General features: G+C 61.8%; 20 protein-coding genes. 8 read left to right on the top strand and 12 right to left on the bottom strand.

Annotation, left to right across the window (positions count from 1 at the left end):
• Positions 1 to 312: 312 nt before the first annotated feature.
• The 4 genes from WB650_RS03445 to WB650_RS03430 form a co-directional block, all read right to left on the bottom strand.
• Positions 313 to 1,476, bottom strand: coding sequence for a TRM11 family SAM-dependent methyltransferase (locus tag WB650_RS03445; protein WP_422306930.1), 1,164 nt, complete (start codon positions 1,474 to 1,476; stop codon positions 313 to 315).
• 12 nt (positions 1,477 to 1,488) lie between these two features.
• Entirely contained in the window at positions 1,489 to 2,052 is a 564-nt protein-coding gene (gene efp / locus WB650_RS03440) for an elongation factor P (protein WP_422306928.1), read from the bottom strand.
• Between the two features lie 459 nt (positions 2,053 to 2,511).
• On the bottom strand, positions 2,512 to 3,975 hold the full coding sequence (locus tag WB650_RS03435; protein ID WP_422305306.1) for a hypothetical protein: 1,464 nt from the start codon (positions 3,973 to 3,975) through the stop codon (positions 2,512 to 2,514).
• 18 nt (positions 3,976 to 3,993) lie between these two features.
• A complete protein-coding gene (locus tag WB650_RS03430) occupies positions 3,994 to 4,131 on the bottom strand; it encodes a hypothetical protein (protein ID WP_422305308.1) in 138 nt (45 codons plus the stop codon).
• A gap of 176 nt (positions 4,132 to 4,307) precedes the next feature.
• On the opposite strand from WB650_RS03430, the gene WB650_RS03425 reads away from it, so the two are divergent.
• From WB650_RS03425 to WB650_RS03390, 8 genes are all read left to right on the top strand, one after another.
• Positions 4,308 to 5,246, top strand: a complete 939-nt coding sequence (locus WB650_RS03425) for a YgfZ/GcvT domain-containing protein (protein ID WP_422305310.1) — start codon at positions 4,308 to 4,310, stop codon at positions 5,244 to 5,246.
• A 65-nt stretch (positions 5,247 to 5,311) separates the two neighbouring features.
• Complete coding sequence (locus WB650_RS03420) at positions 5,312 to 5,455, top strand: hypothetical protein (protein ID WP_422305312.1); 144 nt, start codon at positions 5,312 to 5,314, stop codon at positions 5,453 to 5,455.
• A gap of 52 nt (positions 5,456 to 5,507) precedes the next feature.
• On the top strand, positions 5,508 to 7,067 hold the full coding sequence (locus tag WB650_RS03415; protein WP_423959423.1) for an amidohydrolase: 1,560 nt from the start codon (positions 5,508 to 5,510) through the stop codon (positions 7,065 to 7,067).
• Positions 7,068 to 7,080: 13 nt separating this feature from the next.
• Positions 7,081 to 7,812 (top strand): enoyl-CoA hydratase/isomerase family protein, encoded by a 732-nt coding sequence (locus tag WB650_RS03410; protein ID WP_423959420.1) that lies wholly within the window; start codon positions 7,081 to 7,083, stop codon positions 7,810 to 7,812.
• On the top strand, positions 7,809 to 9,356 hold the full coding sequence (locus WB650_RS03405) for a class I adenylate-forming enzyme family protein (protein ID WP_422304748.1): 1,548 nt from the start codon (positions 7,809 to 7,811) through the stop codon (positions 9,354 to 9,356). Before WB650_RS03410 ends, WB650_RS03405 begins: the two co-directional genes overlap by 4 nt.
• Positions 9,357 to 9,487: 131 nt before the next feature.
• Entirely contained in the window at positions 9,488 to 10,132 is a 645-nt protein-coding gene (locus WB650_RS03400) for an enoyl-CoA hydratase/isomerase family protein (RefSeq protein ID WP_422304746.1), read from the top strand.
• Between the two features lie 44 nt (positions 10,133 to 10,176).
• The gene (locus tag WB650_RS03395; protein ID WP_422304744.1) at positions 10,177 to 10,296 is read left to right on the top strand and encodes a desulfoferrodoxin; all 120 of its coding nucleotides are present in this window, start codon (positions 10,177 to 10,179) and stop codon (positions 10,294 to 10,296) included.
• Between the two features lie 56 nt (positions 10,297 to 10,352).
• Positions 10,353 to 10,577 (top strand): GlsB/YeaQ/YmgE family stress response membrane protein, encoded by a 225-nt coding sequence (locus tag WB650_RS03390; protein WP_423959417.1) that lies wholly within the window; start codon positions 10,353 to 10,355, stop codon positions 10,575 to 10,577.
• Between the two features lie 25 nt (positions 10,578 to 10,602).
• Here the strand turns inward: WB650_RS03390 and rsfS are convergent, their stop codons facing one another.
• From rsfS to rplU, 8 genes are all read right to left on the bottom strand, one after another.
• Complete coding sequence (gene rsfS / locus WB650_RS03385) at positions 10,603 to 10,992, bottom strand: ribosome silencing factor (protein WP_422304742.1); 390 nt, start codon at positions 10,990 to 10,992, stop codon at positions 10,603 to 10,605.
• Between the two features lie 91 nt (positions 10,993 to 11,083).
• Positions 11,084 to 11,722 carry a nicotinate-nucleotide adenylyltransferase gene (gene nadD / locus WB650_RS03380; RefSeq protein ID WP_423959415.1) on the bottom strand — a complete coding sequence of 213 codons (639 nt, stop codon included), beginning with the start codon at positions 11,720 to 11,722 and terminating at the stop codon, positions 11,084 to 11,086.
• A 23-nt stretch (positions 11,723 to 11,745) separates the two neighbouring features.
• A complete protein-coding gene (locus WB650_RS03375) occupies positions 11,746 to 12,999 on the bottom strand; it encodes a glutamate-5-semialdehyde dehydrogenase (RefSeq protein ID WP_422304738.1) in 1,254 nt (417 codons plus the stop codon).
• 121 nt (positions 13,000 to 13,120) lie between these two features.
• Complete coding sequence (gene proB / locus WB650_RS03370; protein WP_422304736.1) at positions 13,121 to 14,266, bottom strand: glutamate 5-kinase; 1,146 nt, start codon at positions 14,264 to 14,266, stop codon at positions 13,121 to 13,123.
• Positions 14,247 to 15,266 (bottom strand): GTPase ObgE, encoded by a 1,020-nt coding sequence (obgE, locus tag WB650_RS03365; protein ID WP_422304734.1) that lies wholly within the window; start codon positions 15,264 to 15,266, stop codon positions 14,247 to 14,249. Before obgE ends, proB begins: the two co-directional genes overlap by 20 nt.
• A gap of 28 nt (positions 15,267 to 15,294) precedes the next feature.
• A complete protein-coding gene (locus WB650_RS03360; protein WP_423959412.1) occupies positions 15,295 to 16,323 on the bottom strand; it encodes an LLM class F420-dependent oxidoreductase in 1,029 nt (342 codons plus the stop codon).
• 106 nt (positions 16,324 to 16,429) lie between these two features.
• Positions 16,430 to 16,711, bottom strand: coding sequence for a 50S ribosomal protein L27 (gene rpmA / locus WB650_RS03355; RefSeq protein ID WP_422302027.1), 282 nt, complete (start codon positions 16,709 to 16,711; stop codon positions 16,430 to 16,432).
• Positions 16,712 to 16,773: 62 nt separating this feature from the next.
• Positions 16,774 to 17,088, bottom strand: coding sequence for a 50S ribosomal protein L21 (gene rplU / locus WB650_RS03350; protein ID WP_422302025.1), 315 nt, complete (start codon positions 17,086 to 17,088; stop codon positions 16,774 to 16,776).
• Positions 17,089 to 17,454: the final 366 nt, after the last annotated feature.

The following is a 17,454-nucleotide window of genomic DNA, read 5'->3' as shown; positions in this document are numbered from 1 at the left end:
CCTGGCAGGTTCCAACAGAAACGAAGAGCCGGGATTCTTCGCTCCGCAGACTCCGCTCTGAATGACAGAAGGCAAAGAGTAAGCGGTCGTGGAGTCGTGATGTGGCCCAGAACCCTCACCGCTGGCCGCGATGCGGCCAGCCGCCTCTCCCGTAGAGTAACGGGCGAGGTAAGAGTCGACGCCGCCCCAAAAGAAGTTCTAACAGGGACGAAGTCCCGCATCTTAACACTGGGTGCAGGGCTCAGCCCTGCCCAAGGAAGCGTGAAACCCACGGCGGGTTTCACATTCAATAAAGTGATTTCTCTCCGCGCTTTATTCTTTGCGACACACGTAAATCGCGGCTGGTTTGCCGAGCACTGACACGCGGATGATTTTGCTCGGCGCGATCTTGCGCGTGCGCTCGAGGTCGCGCATCAGCCGCCACTCTGCGGTCAACATCACCATAACGCCACCGCTCTTGAGCACGCGCGCGAACTCCCTGAACCACAGTGGATACAGCTTTCGATTCTCGCCGTGCGATCCGTAGCGCAATCCCCACGGCAGGTTGGTGACGATTTTATCTACACTCGCATCGCCGAGCGGGAGTGCGCCGGCATCCCAGTTCTCGAGCTGGATAGGCTTGTAGCGCTCGCCGACGTTGACCCGAGCCGCCGCGAGCGCGGCCGCATCGCGATCGCTGCCGAGCAGCATCGCGTACCGCCCCATGTGCGCCCGCTCGATCAGTATCGTGCCCGCGCCACAAAACGGATCGAGCACGACGTCGTCCTCGCGCGGCTCGGACAGCCATGCGAGCGCCGCGGCACTCGACGCGCGCAGTGAAGCCGGGCGATGGGCCGTTTTGTACTCGCGATGCCGCATCCTGTCGTCGCTGAGCCGCACTGTCAGAAAGAACTCCTCGTCGATCATCGTCGCCCACAGCTCGACGTCGGCGTCTTCTTCTTCCAGCCGCCAGGTATGATCGTCGCGCTCGAGAATCCCGCGCTCGACGGCGCGCTGAAAATCGACGCGTCGATATTCATGCTCTCCCGCCATCCTGGCGATCACGCGGAACTTGAGCCTGCGGCCGGCGCGCGTCCCCGGCGAGACTCTGACGCGCGCGGCCAGCGCAGGCTCGACCAGCGGCGCCTCCCGCGACGCGCCGCGAATCCTGTCCAGCTCCTTGTTCTCAGGCCCGATACCGGCGCGATAGCCGGCCAGACCGAACAGGTCCTCAGGCGTGCGCAGCGTGCCGAGCTTGTCGGCGACCGGCGCGAAGAAAATTGTCATGCCGGCGCGGTCGGGCACCACCCGACGCGTGATCTCTCTCGCGCCGCGGATTCGTCCCGCGATTTCGTCCGCCGCGATTCCCTCGAACCCAGGCTGCGTATGCGCGATGTAGAGATTTGGCCCGAATCTTATCGGATGCGGCTGCGCGCGCTCCGGCAACGCAGGCTTGCGCTCGCGCGCGGGTCGATAGGTCTGGCGCGCGCTACTCACGTGCGGGCAGTGCTACTTCGAGCGCGACAGGTACTCTTTGGTCTCGGTGTTGATCGTGATCGTGTCGCCCTCGGCCACGAAATGCGGCACGTTGATCACCATCCCGGTCTCGAGCGTCGCCGGCTTGAGCGTATTGTTCACGGCCGCTGTCTTCATTCCGGGGTCGGTCTGCACCACCTTGAGCGCGACCGTCTTCGGCAACGTGACGTTGAGGGGCGTGGTCTCGTAAAACTCGACTTCGACTTCGAGATTCGGCGTCAGGAATCCGACTACGTCCTCGATCAGATCCTTGGGGATCGTGATCTGCTCGTAGTTCTCGGTGTTCATGAAATGGAAATCGTCGCCGTCCTGGTAGAGGAACTGCATCTTGCTCTGATTGAGGATGACGCGCTCGACGCGATCTTCCGAGCGGAACCGGTTTTCGGTCTGCGACCCGGTCTTGACGTTGCGCAGCTTGGTCTGCACCATCCCGCGCCAGTTGCCCGGCGTGATATGCGTGATCGTCATGATCCGCCAGAGGTCTTTGTTGTACTCGACGATCATACCCGGGCGCAGTTGCGTCGCTTGAATCAGCATTGCTTGGACACTCTCGATAAGAACGAAGGTTAAGAAGGGAATTCTACGCAAGCCCACGCCGCGCGGCAAGTTCGCGATTGAGTTCGGTACTGTCTTAGTTCGGGGCTGTTTTTCTGAATTTCAAATTGCGAATGCCTTATCATCGTGAAGTGGGCGTGTTGGGCGGCTTCCGCATATTTCCTTCGCAGCAGGATTCAACGTCGCCCGACTTAATGTCCTTGCATACCCCGGTCGCTTGAAACGGACTGCCTGTGTGATCCGTGCAACTACAGTGCGAGAAACAGTCAGAGTCTGACTTACACCAAACAGTCGCGCACGGCGGATCGTAGCCGGGTCGGCCAATAACTTCCGGTGGGGGCGAAGGCGTTGCTGGCTGCGCAAATACGGGCTGGACAGCACCGGGTAAATACCAGCCCACGAGCGCGAGCGCGGCGGCATGGCGAGATTTCATCGCGCGCACTAGTGAAACAGTTTGCTGTACCACGGCTTCGACGGAGGCGGCGGCGGGTATCCATACGGATACGGATTCGGCGCGTACGGATTGTAGCCGGGAGCATACGGATTCGCGTAGGCGTACGGATTCGGCCGGTAGTACGGCGAGGGCGGATACGCTCCGTACGGCGAAGGATACATCGGCGGATTGTTGTACACGTTCATCCCGGCGCCGCCGCCGGTTGTGTCGATCGACGCCTCGATGAAATCGTTGCCGTTGCCGTAGGCGCGAATCCTCGCGTCACTGCCCGCCGGCATCGGGAACGTTAGATCGAACCCGCTGTATCCCGATGGGCTCACCGAAATCGTCTTGACCAGCCGCCCGTTGACGTAAATGCCCGCATGACGCACGCCCGGCCCCGCGATCTGCCCGACCACTTCGACATTTCCCGGCGCCGACAATGATTCTTCGGCGTCGATCACGTTGATCTGCACGTTGGTCAGCGGCCCGAGCGACGAGTTCGCAGCTATGTGTCGGCGCGACGGCGAGAGCGCATCGCCCGGCCGCGCAATCTCGGCCGTATTGTTGCCCTTGGAGGGTCCCGCCGACGCGAGCGGACTGTCTGCCAGCGGGCCCGCCTCGCCGCCTGACGCGCTCGCGCCCGGGTCGACTTCAATCATTTCTTCACTGCCCTTCATCGGGCCGATTGCCGCGGGGTCCGGCGTAACCAGCGCCTGCGCCTCGCGCCCATAGACGTCAGCCACGCGAATCGATTGCGTCGGCGACGGCTGCTCGATCGAGAAGTCGAAGTTAACCCGCTGATCGCCCGGCGTACTCGCGACGTCGATATCTTTGCTCTTGGTGTCGCCGTCGAAAATTCCGGCCGACTTGAGGTCAGTACCTTCAAAGAAGCCTTTCACCCGCACCGTTCCGCCCTGGAAGACCCGCGATGCGATCTCGATCTTCGGCGCAGCGGGCATCGCTTCACCGGCTGGAGGCGCGACCGACGCATGCGACACCGGCACCTCACTGCTCGCTACTGGCCCTTTCGACGCGGGCACCTGTTTTTCAAGCGCCGCGATTTTTTCTCTGATGTCGGTCCACTGCTGCGGATACTGACCGCCCGCGATTTTCGCCGCGGCTTCTATCCGGTCGCGATCGCTGAGTATCGATGCCATTGCGCCACTCGCGCTTGCATTGTCATGCACACCCAGAGCCGACGACAGCGTTTGCGCATCGCCAGCCAGGCTTGCCGCGGGCACTAGGATTGGACCGGGCTTGGGGGACGACGCATTGATCGCATTGAGCATCGCAAACGCGCGATCGCTCAATTCAAGCGCCTGCGCCTGAGCGTCTTGTGCGAAAGATTGGCGCGGCCCAATTCCGACCGCGACCAGCGCGACCAAACAAATCGCCGCCCAGGTCCGCCCGCAGACAGATCCGATACGCGCTACACGCGCGACGGTTCGATGCGCGATGAAATTGATCACCCCTCTCGACCTACAGGGCTACGGCGTTTCCCGGTAGCGTTCCGCCGTTTGCTTAATCCGACGCGAGAGTTTCAGAAAGAGCTCTCCCTCGTCATAGATGAAGAGCGCAAGAGCCGCGCCGGCACCGACAATCAGACCGAGGATAAATGCGCCCATAAGTTTCCGCCCCTCCGGATAATCGCGATTATATTCAAATTGGCGCCGCTAAACCTACCCGAAAAAACAACCAGTAGTGCTACTGGTTTACTCGGCGAAATTGGTCCCTTTCCCTCGAGCGATAGGGTCTTGCCGCCGATACGCAGCGCCGCCTCGTTGTAGTATCTTGATCAGTCGTGCCTCATCTCGAAACATCCGATCGTCCGAATGCGGGCGTCCTCCCACTCGACGGCCGATTACTCGTGCGCGTGACCGGTGACGATCGCGCCTCGTTTCTTCACGGGATGTGTACCGCTGACGTAAAAGGCGCCCGCCCCGGTGCCGTCCTGCCTACGCTGTTTCTCACCGAGCATGCGCACGCGATCGCCGATGCGTTCATCTGGGTGACGCCTGACGCGCTCATCCTCGACATCGACGCAGAAGCATGGACGCGCACCCGCGCGCATCTCGAAAAATTACTGGTCGCTGACGATGTGGAATTCGAGGACGCGGAGGACCTCGCCATCATCGACGTCGAAGGGCCTGCCTCCCTAGACGCGACCGGCGCGGCGTCGCTCGCTGCGTGGAGCTTCATCGAGACCGCCGGCTCATTCGTCGGCAACCTGCCTCGCTACGGCGGACCGGCAGCATCAGTGATAGCTCCGCGCAATTCTATCGATTCGACCATCGCCGCAATTGTTGCGAAGGCGCCGGGTTCGCGCCGCATCGACGCTTCAGTGCTCGAAACTATTCGCATCGAAAATGGCGTTGCGCGGGTCGGCGTCGATACTACCGACAAGACCATCGCGCTCGAGGCGCGTCTCAATCGCGCGATCTCATTCAACAAGGGATGCTACCTCGGCCAGGAAACGATAGAGCGGGCGACCGCGCGCGGCGGTTTGAAAAAACGAATGTTCGGCCTTAAGTTTCATAGTGAGGGCTTGCCAGTCGCCGGCGCGGTCCTTACTCTCGCGGGCAAGGAAGTCGGCCGCGTGACTAGCGTTGTGCACTCGCCGCGCTTCGGCGCGATCGGGCTTGCGATTTTGCATCACAGCGCATGGACGCCGGGCGCCGAGTTGAAAGTGGGCGAGGGCGGGTCGGCAATCGTGTCGGATTTGCCATTTGCGCAGAGTTGACGAGTTGAAGCGATACTTTAAGTTTATTACACCGGCCTTCACGGCTGGATTTGAGGAGTCATCCAATGGCTAACGTGCTCGGCAAGCGTTACATGTGCGAACAGTGCGGCACCGAGGTGCTGTGCAACAAGGCCGGTGACGGCGGCCTCGAATGTTGCGACCTCGAGATGAAGATCAAGGAAGCGAAACCGCTTCCGAGTTCCGACTAGGATCTCAATACGCCGCCACGCCCTAACGCTGGCGACGAAGGCATCAACTTTGGTGGTAGCTGCGCCCGGGAAAGCCGATCTGGTTCTGCACCAGGGTCTCGTCCTCGGCCATCCCGGCAGCGACTCGGTTGCGATTTCCGGCGGTGCGATCGTCGCCCACGGTCCTTTCGCGGAACTGAAACCGCTGGTCGGTCCGCGAACTCATCTGATCAAACTTGCGGGCCGCATCGTCGCCCCCGGCTTCATCGATTCGCACATTCATTTTCGCGAGGCCGCCGCCGCTGCAACTGGAATCTCGGTTCAGCGATGCCGCACCGTCGGCGACCTGCTCGCAGACTTGCGGCTGGCATCGGGCAAGACTCCGCCGGGCAACTGGATGCGCGCATTCGGATGCGACGAAGCGATGATGCTCGACAATCGCGGGCCTACGCGCGCCGAGCTCGACGAGTCTCTGCCGAAGAACCCGCTGCGCCTGCGTCATCAGACGTTGCACGCGACCTGGCTCAACTCGCGCGCGATCTCGCTGCTCGGCCTCGAAGCTCCCGGCTTCACGCCGCCCCACGGCGCCCACATGATTCGCGACACCGCCGGCAAGCTGACCGGGCTCGTAGTCGGGATGGAAACGTGGCTGTCGGATCATCTTCCGCCGGTGACCGTCGCGGAATCCGAATCGCGCGCGCGCATTATTAGCCGCGAAATGGCCGCCGCCGGAGTCACTGCGTTCACTGACGCCACCACCCGCAACGGCCCGGTCGAAGTCGAGCAGTTCGCCAAGCTCGCGCAATCGAATGCGATATGCCAGCGCGTGAGCGTAATGATCGGTGGCCAGCATCTCGAGGCTGCCGATCAATGCGAAAAGCTCGCGCGCGCAGGCGGAATTTCGTTGGCAGGCGCCAAGTTCATGCCGGGTTTTCAGTACGACACAGCGGGCCTGTCGCGCCCGGTTCGTCACGCGCTCGAGCGCGGTCTCGATTGCGCATTTCACGTCACCGAAATCGAGGAGCTTGAAGAGGCGGTCGCCGCGATCGAATCCGCGAAAGCGCAATTCTCCGGACCGCGCGAGATGCCGCGGTTTCGCATCGAGCACGGCGGCATCATCACGCCCGACTACATCGACCGCCTGATGGCTGCGAACGTGTGGGTCGTGACGAACCCCGGCTTCATCTATTTTCGCGGTCCCAAGTACGCCGCCGAGCCCGGCCTGGTTGCGCATCTCTATCGCGCGCGCAGTCTCAAGGATCGCAACGTGCATCTCGTCGGCGCGACCGATGCGCCCGTCACGCCCGCGAAGCCGTTCGCCGCGATTGTAGCCGCGGTCTCCCGCACCACGATCGACGGCGTCGCGCTCGCACCGGTCGAAGCGCTCTCAATGCCGGACGCGTTCGCGCTTTTCACAACTGAGGCCGCGCGTCTCGCACGCCTCGACGGCGGCGTCATCGAGCCCGAGAGTATTGCCGATCTGATCGTGTTGCCGCGCGATCCCTCCACGCTGACGCCCGCCGATCTGATGAACCTCACCGTCGATATCACCATCGTCGGCGGCCGAGTCGTCTATGAGCGCGGTCGTCCCGCGATCGCGAGCAGCGACAGCGCCGATCTGCGGTCCAGCTGACGGCCCCGCGCTGATGCCTTCGAAAACGAACGGTTCGAGCGCAGTTCTCTACGAAAAGCGCGGTCCGGTTGCGTGGGTTACGCTGAATCGCCCCGCGCAATTCAACGCCTACAACATGGCGATGCGCGACGCGCTGTTTCAAATCCTCGCCGCGATTCACGACGATCGCGATGTGCGCGCGATGGTCCTGCGCGGCGCCGGTCAGGCTTTCTCAACCGGCGGCGATCTTGCGGAGTTCGGAATGGCGCCGTCGCCGATCGTCGCGCGATGGGTCCGATTTCGCCGCGACGTGTGGGGGATGCTGCGCGCGCTGCCCATCCCGACCATCGCGGCGATACATGGCTATACAGTCGGCGGCGGACTCGAGATGGCTCTCTTGTGCGACTTCGCGATCGCTGCCGACGACACGCGTCTGTCGCTGCCCGAGACGGGTGCCGGCATGATCCCCGTCGTCGCCGGCACGCAGACCGCCGCGCGCCGCCTCGGCCTCGGCCGCGCGCTCGACCTATGCCTCACCGGCCGTTGGATTGACGCCCAAGACGCGTTACTTGTAGGTATGGTCGCCGAAGTGGTTCCCTTGGCGGACTTGGATCGCCGCGCACTCGAGATCGCCCGCGAATTCGCACGCGTTAGCCGCGAGCGGTCCGCGATCCTCAAGCTAGCGGTCTGGGGAGGCCTCGATTTGCCGCTTCGAGAGGGACTAGAACTCGAACACCGGCTCTGGAAGAGAGGAAGCGCGCTGTGAACACCGTCAACTTCGTCACGATCCCGGCCTCCATCGTGCCCGACCAGGAAATCCTGGTCTTCGGAGCGCGACGCCTTACCTATGCGGATCTGAACGATCAGGTCGCCCGCCTGTGCGCGTTCTTCAAACAGTTAGGCCTCGCGCATGGCGACGTCATCGCGGTGCTCGACACCAACTCCGATCTCTACATCGAATGCTATTACGCGGCCGCCAAGGCCGGGCTCACGTTCCTGCCGCTGAACTATCGCGCCAAGGATGCCGAGCTTGAGTACATGATCAACACCGCGAATGCGAAGGCGTTGCTGGTCGGCGATCGCTATCTCGAGTTGATCGAGAAGATCCAGCCGCGGCTCCGCGCGAGCAAAATCGTCGCGTTGGGCGATGGCGCGAAGGGACTGCCGCGGATAGCCGACCTGGTCGCCAAGGCCGAGCCCGACGAATCCGAAGCGGAGGTCGAGGACGAGGACATCTCGATCCTCATGTACACGAGCGGGACTACGTCGTTGCCCAAGGGCGTCCAGTTGCGCTTCCGCGATTTCGCCGCGTACGTGACGGCCAACGTCGAGATGGCCGACGGTACCGATCGCGGTGTCGCGCTGGTGTGCGTGCCGTTTTATCACATCGCCGGAACGACGGCGTACATGACCAACATCTGGACCGGCCGCAAGCTGATCGTGATGCCGCAGTTCGACGCCAAGGCGTGGCTCGATCTGGTCGCTCGCGAGCACGTGACGCACGCCTTCGTCGTCCCCACGATGATGAAGCAGATCATCGACGAGCCGGCGTTCGCGGAGACCGATCTCTCGACGCTGACCAACCTCGCTTACGGCGGCGCCGCGATGCCGGTGCAGGTGATTCGTCGCGCGATCGAAGTCTTCCCGAAAAAAGTCGGCTTCGTGAACGCCTACGGGCAGACTGAAACGACGTCATCGCTGACCGTGCTCGGCCCCGACGATCATCGGATCGAAGGCACGCCCGAGGAAATCGAACTCAAGCTCAAACGCCTCAACTCGATCGGCAAACCGCTGCCCGACGTTGAGATTCGCGTCCGCGACGAAGACGGCAAATTTCTCCCGCACGGGCAGGTCGGCGAAATCATCATCCGCACCCCGCGCATCATGAAGGGCTATGCCGGCCGCGACGACGACGCACGATTGCCGGACGGATGGCGCGCGACCGGCGACCTCGGATGGCTCGACGACGACGGCTACGTCTTCTTCGCCGGCCGCAAGGACGACATGATCATCCGTGGCGGCGAGAACATCGCGCCCGCTGAAATCGAAACCGTCCTGATGAGCCATCCCGCGGTCGACGAATGCGCCGTTATCGGCGTGCCTTCGGTCGAGTGGGGACAAATCGTCAAAGCCTTCGTGTGCGTGCGCAAAGGCGAGAAAGTTACCGAGTCCGAACTCGGGGATTTTTGCCGATCGCGGCTGGCGAGCTTCAAGCGTCCTGAACGTATCGAGTTCATCGATGCGTTGCCGAAAAATCCGCTCGGCAAAATCCTGCGCAAAGATCTGCGCGCGCCCGCAGGAGGCGTCTGACGCCGCGCGCCGCCAAAAAATCCCGGCCACATCGCACCGCGACCGCCGGCGCGATCGAAGTTTCTTTTTCCAGCGGATGCGTCAGCGCGACGCTTAACTACCCCGGGCCGCGCGCGATTCTCACGCCCGCGATGGCCATCCGGCTGCTCGAACTGTTCGAGCACGTCGAGGACGACGACGCCGCCCGCATGCTCGCAATCACCGGCGCCGGATCAGCGTTCTGCGTCGGCTTCGACGACGCCGTCGATCCGCGCCTGGTTGAATCGCTCGCCGTGCTGTCGAAGCCGACCGTCGCTATCATCAACGGCGATGCTTTCGACGAAGGCCTCGAGCTCGCGATGGCGGCCGATATCCGCGTCGCGATTTCTTCGGCTCAGTTCGCGATCACCCAAATCAAGCGCGGCGCGATGCCGCATTTCGGCGCGACTCAACGCCTCCCGCGCCTCATCGGCGCTGCCAACGCTCTCCGTATGATGCTCGCTGGGACCGCTTTGGGAGCCGACGACGCGATTCGCACAGGACTCATCACTTACCTCGCCAAGAGCCCTGCTGACCTTGCCGCCGTAAGCGGACGCGTCGCCGAGGCTATCCTGAGCCGCGCGCCGCTCGCCGCGCGGCTGGTCAAGGATGCAGTCCTCAAGGGCTATGACATGACTTTGGAACAGGGCATCAGGCTTGAGGAAGATCTGTACGCCCTGCTACAAACGACTTCCGACCGCGCCGAAGGCGTCCGCGCTTTTCTCGAGAAGCGCAAACCGCTGTTCAGGGGCGCGTGAATCTCGGCGCAACCTAAATCGTCCGAAAGGATCAGGATCCACGAATGGCAAATCAGCTCGGCAAAGTTTATATCTGTAGCAACTGCAAATCGCAGGTCATCGTCACCAAGGGCGGCTCCGGCCAGCTCAAGTGCTGCGGCGTTCCGATGGAACAAAAAAAGTAGCGATTACCCCGCGCCGCTCCAGGGGCTATCGCGACAACCAGAACGAGGTCTCATAGATGATTGCTGCGATCATAGTCGGAATAATTGCGGGCTTCCTGGCCGGCAAAATCATGGACGGCTCCGGCTTCGGAGTGATCGGTGATTTGCTGCTCGGTCTGGTAGGTGGTTTGGTTGGCGTAGCGATCTTTGGATCACCTAACGGCATGATCGGTGCGATCGTCGTCGCCACGATCGGCGCGGTCATCCTGGTATGGATCTCGCACTTGATTAAGCGCGCCTGAAAAAACAACAGGCGCCCGCCGGCGCTCATCCCATCGCGCGGATACGCAACTCCTCGGCCTGCTTGCGAATGGGCTCCGGCAGTTTCACTTCGTGCGCGTCGATCCAGTTGGTCTCGAGCCGGTAGAACTCGCGCGCCGGTTCGTAGAACAGATGGATCACGACGTCGTCGTAGTCGAGCACCACCCAATGTGCATGATGCATCCCTTCGACTGCCAGCGGACGCTGTCCCGCCGAGGCCATCGCTTCCTCGATTCCGCGCGCGATCGCCTGCACCTGAACGTCGGAGCGCCCGGTCGCAACCAGGAAATAGTCCGCGACCGATTTCAGATGCTCGGCTTCCAGCACGACGAGGTCGTAGGCCTTTTTTTCCAGCGCCGCTTCGGCTGCGGCAATCGCCTTCTTCAGTGCCGTCAAGAAATCTGACCGCGATTGGCCGGCGTGTTCGCCGTCTGTGGTTGGTTCGATCGGGACGGAAGTGAACGTGAAAGATTAAGCAGAGCGATCCTCAATAGAGCGAGTGGCGCTGGACGTAATCGACAACGTCGAACGGCACCAGGTACCTGATCGATTCGCCGAGTTGCAGTTTGCCGCGAATTTCAGTCGCTGAAATGGGGAGGAACGTGGTGTCGACGAAAGATAGCGTTTGTCCGCTCGAATGCACGTAGTGATCGTCTGCCTGATTGTAGCCAAACCGCTTTAGTGCGGCAACTGAGATTCGCGCCGGACCCTCTTTCCCTTCGATTAATCTTGTGTGAACGACAAAGTTGCAGAGCCGCGTCAGCTCCTCAGGCTCTTTCCACGAATCCAGTTCGGCAAATTGATCCCCACCCATCATCAGGTACAACGGCGCCGGCTGCTTCAGGGTGGCGAGGAAGTGGCGCACCGTATCGATCGTGTACGATCTCCCGGAACGCCGAATCTCGACATCCGAGGTCATGAAATGCCGGTTGCCCTTGGTCGCCGCCCGCACCATCGCGAGCCGATGCTCGGCCGGCGCCAGCTCGCTCGACTGCTTATGCGGCGGCGACGCGGCCGGGATAAAATAGACCAGGTCGAGCTTCAGCGCCTCGCGAACTTCCTCGGCCGCGCGCAGATGCCCGAGATGAATCGGATTGAAACTGCCGCCGAACAAACCTACTCGCATTTGATTTTGATTTCGCGCCGCGTTCAGGCGCGGACTTGCCCGGTCCCGCGCAGCACGTACTTATACGTTGTCAACTCGTTGAGCCCCATCGGTCCGCGCGCGTGCAGCCGATTGGTCGAGATTCCTGTCTCAGCTCCGAACCCGAATTCGAAGCCGTCGGTGAAACGCGTCGACGCATTGACGTAAACCGTAGCCGAATCGACCTCCCGTTCAAAGCGCTCCGAAGTCTTCGCGTCATTAGTGACGATCGCGTCGGCAAGATGAGACCCGTGGCGCGCGATAAATTCGATCGCTTCGTCAACCGAATCCACGACTTTCACCGACAATATCAGGTCGAGATATTCCGTGTCCCAGTCTTCGTCAGTCGCAGTGCGCGCGGAGTTCACGTATTTGCGGGTCGCCTCGTCGCCGCGAATCTCGACCCCGGCTGCCGTCAATCGTGAGGCGAGCGCAGGCAGAAACCTTTCCGCGACTTCGCGATGCACGAGCAAATTTTCCATCGAATTGCAGACCGAAGGCCGCGAGCACTTTGCGTTGATACAAATTTCTTCCGCCATCGTCAGATCCGCCGCGCGATCGACGTAAGTGTGACATTTGCCATCGAAATGCGGCAGCAGCGGCACCTCCGATCCTTGCAGCGCGTCCTTCAACGCATTGCCGCCGCGCGGAATTATCAAATCGATCAGCTCGCGGCTGTGCTTCATTACCTGGATCACTTCGCGATCAGGATCGCGAATAAAAGTAGCGGCGTCGGGATTCAAGCCGGTTTCCCCGAGCGCACGCGCGATCAATCCCGCCAGGAATCCGTTGCTGCTGAGCGCCTCGCTGCCACCTCGCAGGACCACGGCGTTGCCGGACTTCAGCGTCAGCGCAGCCGCATCGACAGTGACGTTGGGGCGGGATTCGTAAATCATTGCGATCACGCCTATCGGCACCCTGATCTTTTCTATCTTCAGGCCATTGGGTCGCGTCCATTTCTCGATCGCAGTGCCGACCGGATCGTCGAGCGCCGCGACTTGAAAGACGCCCGCGGCCATCGCCTCGATACGCTCGTCGTCGAGTGTGAGGCGCTCGACGAACGCGCCGCCGCGTCCGCTTTTGCGCGCACGCTCGAGGTCAGTCGCGTTTGCGCGAACGATTTCCGCGCGCGAACCGCGAATCGTATCAGCCAGCCGCCGCAGAAAATCATTTTTCTCCGCAGTGGTCGCAAGCGCCATCCGTTGCGCCGCCGCCCGCGCGCGCCTCAGCGCAGCAATAGTATCGGCCTCAGCATTCATCCAACTTCGAGAATATATCCCGACTACATTCAAATAAACTCGACGCCTAGGTTCCAAATACCGGGTGCAGGGGTCACCCCTGCCCAAGGAAGCGTGAAACACAGGCGGGTTTCACATTAAATCAATTGATTTCTTTCATCAGCACGAAATTATCGCGATGGATAATTTCGTCGGCAACTTTATAGCCGAGCAGAGTCGGAATCTCAGTCGAGCGCCTGCCCGCCACTTTCAGCACATCCGATGCCGGATAATTCACCAGCCCGCGGCCGAACTCGACGCCGTCGGGATCGAGCAGGCTCACGCAATCGCCGCCGCCGAAGTCTCCGCGCACTTCCTTCACGCCCGACGGTAACAGCGAGCGTCCGCGATTGCGCAGCGCGTCGGCGGCGCCTTTGTCGACCGCGAGCGATCCCGCGGGCCGCAGCGCGAACGCGATCCAATGTTTTCGGCTCTTGAGCCGTACCCCCGCCGGCACGATCAACGTGCCCGCTTCGCGCGTGGGATCCAGCGCGGCGGTGACGATTCCGGCTTCGCGTCCTCGCGCGATAATCACGGCGATTCCTGCGCGCGCCGCCTGCCGCGCCGCCTTCAACTTCGTTGCCATCCCGCCGACTCCAAGAGGACCGGCCTTCTCGGCCACCAGCCCGCGCATCTCGGCTTCGGGATCGTTGATCACAGGAATCAATCGCGCGTCCTCGCGCTTGCGAGGGTCGCCGGTCAGGACGCCGTCGACATCGCTCAAAATAATCAGGAGACCAGCTTGCACCAGGCTCGCGACCAGCGACGACAGCACGTCGTTGTCGCCGAGGCGGATTTCTTCGACCGCGACGGTATCGTTCTCGTTGACGATCGGAATCACGCCCGCACCGAGCAGTTCAGTGATCGTTTGAGTCGCATTCTGACGTCGCCGGCGCTCCGCCAAATCCTGATGCGTCAGCAAAATCTGCGCGATACTGCGGCCGTGACCTTCGAAGGCACGCGCCCACGCCGACATCAGATCGATCTGCCCGGTAGCGGCGGCAGCTTGCCGCGCCGCGATCGTCGCGCCTTGCAGTTTCGAGAGTCGCGCACGTCCCGCAGCGACCGCGCCCGACGTGACGATAACGATTTCCTGTCCCGCGCGAACCGCGGACTCGATCTGCGCCGCGAGCTGCTCGATCACGTCGATACGCAGGCCGTCGACGTCCGACAACACGGCGCTGCCGACCTTGATCACGACGCGGCGCGCTCGTGCGACGGTCGATTCCTTATAGTTCAGTTGGGACATGCGCCGGCTGCTCTATCGTATGAAGTATTCGCGCGATCGATCCGACCAGCGGCGCAAGTTTCTCGCTCTTATCCGCCGAGATCGGAAACACTTCGAGGCCGGTGAGCTTGCGTAGCTTGCGGACGATCTTGGTCACCTCGGGCGCCGTGAGGAGATCGATCTTGTTGAGTGCGACCAGCGCGAGCCGCTCAGCGAGCATCGGATCGAATGCCGCAATCTCGGCGCGCACCGTCGTAAACGCCGCCGCAGGATCGTCCGCAGCGTCGAGCACATAGACAATCAGCCGCGTGCGCATGATATGCCGCAGAAAACGAATCCCGAGCCCGAGCCCCTTGTGCGCTCCTTCGATCAGCCCGGGAATATCGGCGAGCGTGAAACTCTCCGCGTCGGAAATCGACACGCGGCCGATATTGGGCGCGAGCGTGGTGAAAGGGTAGGGCGCGATCTTCGGTCGCGCCGCGCTGAGCGCGGTCAGCAGCGTCGATTTGCCGGCGTTCGGAAGTCCCACCAGGCCGGCCTCCGCGACCAGCCGCAGCTCCATCCGAATCCATCGCTGCTCGCCCGCGGTTCCCGGAGTCGCGATTCGCGGCGATCGGCGCGTCGACGACGCGAAATGCATATTGCCGGTGCCGCCTTCGCCGCCCTGCGCGATCACCGCCGTCTCACCCGGCATCACGAGGTCCGCGAGCGTCGCGCCGCTTTCCTCATCGAACACGATCGTGCCGGGCGGGACTCGCACGACGATGTCGTCGGCGCCGTGTCCGTATTGTTCCTTGCCGCGGCCCGGCTCGCCGTCTTTTGCGATCAGCCGCGGCTGATATTTAAAATCGAGCAGCGTGGACAGGCCTTCATCGACCTGGAAGATTACGCTGCCGCCGCGACCGCCGTTGCCGCCCGCCGGTCCGCCGAACGGCCGATACTTCTCGCGCAGAAACGCGATCGCACCGTCGCCGCCCTTCCCGGCGTGCACGAATACCCTGGCTTCATCGATAAATCGCATTTTTCAGGGTCTGTTCGCGTGGCGAAACCTACAGACATATTTCCGCGAGCGCGCGGACCGTGTTGATATCGCCGGTGCCTATCAGCATCGTCTTTACCGGCGACGCCTTCCACGCCTTGAGCCGGTCTGCGATTCGCTCGCGATTTCCGACCAGCGCGACCTCGTCGACCAGCTTGTCCGGCACCATCGCCATCGCCTCGGCCTTCTTGCCCGCGAGGAACGCGTCCTGGATTTTTCCCGCGACGTCTTCGTAGCCGAGCCGCTTGGCGTAATCGTTGTAGAAATTTTTCGAGCGTGCGCCCATCCCGCCGATGTACAGCGCGAGCATCCCTTTCACCGGCATCCGGCACTTCTCGACGTCCGGCCCCATGATACAGGTGACGAACGGCGCGACGTCGAAATTGTCGAGGCTCTTTTTGCCGCCGGTCTTCGCGAAGCCTTCCTTGAGCGGCGCGTCATAGATGTCCCATCGCTCCGGATTCATCCAGACCGGGATAACGCCGTCGGCAATTTCACCGGCGAGCGCGATTCCCTTGGGACTGATCGACGCGGTGTAAATCGGCATGTCCTTGCGCCCGTGCAGGATACTCTTGAGCGGCTTGCCGAGACCCGACGCGCCGGGCCCGGTATATGGTATGTCGAATTCCTTGCCGTGATGCTCGACGGGAACTTCGCGCGCGAGAATCGTGCGGACGATCTCGATGTACTCACGCGTGCGCTGCAGCGGCTTGCCGTACGACACGCCGTGCCAGCCTTCGACCACCTGCGGTCCCGAAGGCCCGATACCCAGGATGAAGCGGCCGCCCGACAGCGCGTCGATCGTCATCGCGGTCATCGCAGTCATCGCTGGCGTGCGCCCCGGCATCTGCATGATCCCGGTGCCGAGCCGGATCTTTTTGGTCATCGCGCCGATCCACGCCAGCGGCGTGATCGCGTCGGAGCCGTACGCCTCCGCGGTCCACACTGAGTCGAAGCCGGCGCGCTCGGCCTCGAGAATCGTGTCCATCGGCAGGCCCATCTGCGCGCCCGAATAACCGGAGAGTAAACCTAATCGCATCGAAATTTCCTCCATCGCGGAAATATCCGCGTTACGTATCGTTCAAAACAAAGAAGCCCTACGGCAATGCCGCAGGGCTTCAGCTAAAATCTCGCTGGATAACGATCTACGCAGACGCCCCTGCGGTATCACCGGCGGGGAGCGGCTCGACGCTCACTTGCCGCTTCTCACCCTTCGGCTCGTACTTAACCACACCGTCGATGAGCGCGTAAATCGTGTAGTCGCGGCCAAGCCCGACGTTGCGGCCCGGATGCACCCGAGTGCCGCATTGACGGACGAGGATATTGCCGGCCTTGACGGTCTGGCCCGCGTAAATCTTGATACCACGACGCTGGCCCGGACTGTCGCGGCCATTGCGCGTCGAACCCTGTCCTTTTTTGTGCGCCACGCAGTGTCTCCTGGGATGAGCGGCCTTCCGGGCCGCAGTTCAGTGAAAAAATCTCGAGACGACTATGCGCCCGCGGAAATTTCCTCGATTTTGAGAACGGTCAGTTCCTGGCGATGCCCGCGCTTTCGCCGATAGTTCTTGCGGCGCTTTTTCTTGAACACGATTATCTTGGTGCCACGCGGCTGCTGGACGATTTTCGCCGTCACCGACGCGCCCGCGACCACCGGAGTGCCGACCTTGGGCGCATCGCCGCCGACCGCGAGCACCTGGTCAAGTGAGATAGCCGCGCCAACCTCGCCGGCGAGCCGCTCGACCGTAATCTGGTCGCCGACGCCGACGCGGTACTGTTTTCCGCCTGTCTTTATTATTGCAAACATCGATATGCCGAACGAACACAATTATCGGACGCAGTCAGGCAAGTCAACGCGCCCGGGTGGTTGCGAGCAGTGTGAGGTTTTTGAACCGCCTTCAAATCTTGGCGTTCAGATCCCGCGGGCCCTTTAGCTCTGCTACCTCTTTCTCCAGCGCTGCAAGTTTCTGGTTGGTCTCCCCTTGAAATCTGCCGTAACCCAACACGAAATCGACAATACAAATCGCGACCATGATCCAAATGAAAACCGTCCAGTGTGCCCTTAACCATGATTCGAGTCCCCTGACGGATACGGGAACATTTGCCGGATCAAGGAATATAACTGTGAAGCAAATGAAAGCAGTCGAACAGATCAATACAAAGTAAGCATCGC

This window comes from Binatus sp. (SeqCode) (assembly GCF_049584895.1).
Classification (GTDB): Bacteria; Desulfobacterota; Binatia; order Binatales; family Binataceae; genus Binatus.
This window is presented reverse-complemented; position numbering and strand designations above follow the sequence as displayed.

Bases quoted from the DNA above. Each gene is read 5' to 3' on its own strand.
- WB650_RS03395 (WP_422304744.1), top strand. From the start codon at position 10,177: ATGGCAAATCAGCTCGGCAAAGTTTATATCTGTAGCAACTGCAAATCG.
- WB650_RS03360 (WP_423959412.1), bottom strand. From the start codon at position 16,323: ATGCGATTAGGTTTACTCTCCGGTTATTCGGGCGCGCAGATGGGCCTG.
- rplU (WP_422302025.1), bottom strand. From the start codon at position 17,088: ATGTTTGCAATAATAAAGACAGGCGGAAAACAGTACCGCGTCGGCGTC.
- efp (WP_422306928.1), bottom strand. From the start codon at position 2,052: ATGCTGATTCAAGCGACGCAACTGCGCCCGGGTATGATCGTCGAGTAC.
- WB650_RS03390 (WP_423959417.1), top strand. From the start codon at position 10,353: ATGATTGCTGCGATCATAGTCGGAATAATTGCGGGCTTCCTGGCCGGC.
- WB650_RS03400 (WP_422304746.1), top strand. From the start codon at position 9,488: ATGGCCATCCGGCTGCTCGAACTGTTCGAGCACGTCGAGGACGACGAC.
- proB (WP_422304736.1), bottom strand. From the start codon at position 14,266: ATGTCCCAACTGAACTATAAGGAATCGACCGTCGCACGAGCGCGCCGC.
- WB650_RS03375 (WP_422304738.1), bottom strand. From the start codon at position 12,999: ATGAATGCTGAGGCCGATACTATTGCTGCGCTGAGGCGCGCGCGGGCG.
- WB650_RS03430 (WP_422305308.1), bottom strand. From the start codon at position 4,131: ATGGGCGCATTTATCCTCGGTCTGATTGTCGGTGCCGGCGCGGCTCTT.
- WB650_RS03420 (WP_422305312.1), top strand. From the start codon at position 5,312: ATGGCTAACGTGCTCGGCAAGCGTTACATGTGCGAACAGTGCGGCACC.
- nadD (WP_423959415.1), bottom strand. From the start codon at position 11,722: ATGCGAGTAGGTTTGTTCGGCGGCAGTTTCAATCCGATTCATCTCGGG.
- obgE (WP_422304734.1), bottom strand. From the start codon at position 15,266: ATGCGATTTATCGATGAAGCCAGGGTATTCGTGCACGCCGGGAAGGGC.
- WB650_RS03410 (WP_423959420.1), top strand. From the start codon at position 7,081: ATGCCTTCGAAAACGAACGGTTCGAGCGCAGTTCTCTACGAAAAGCGC.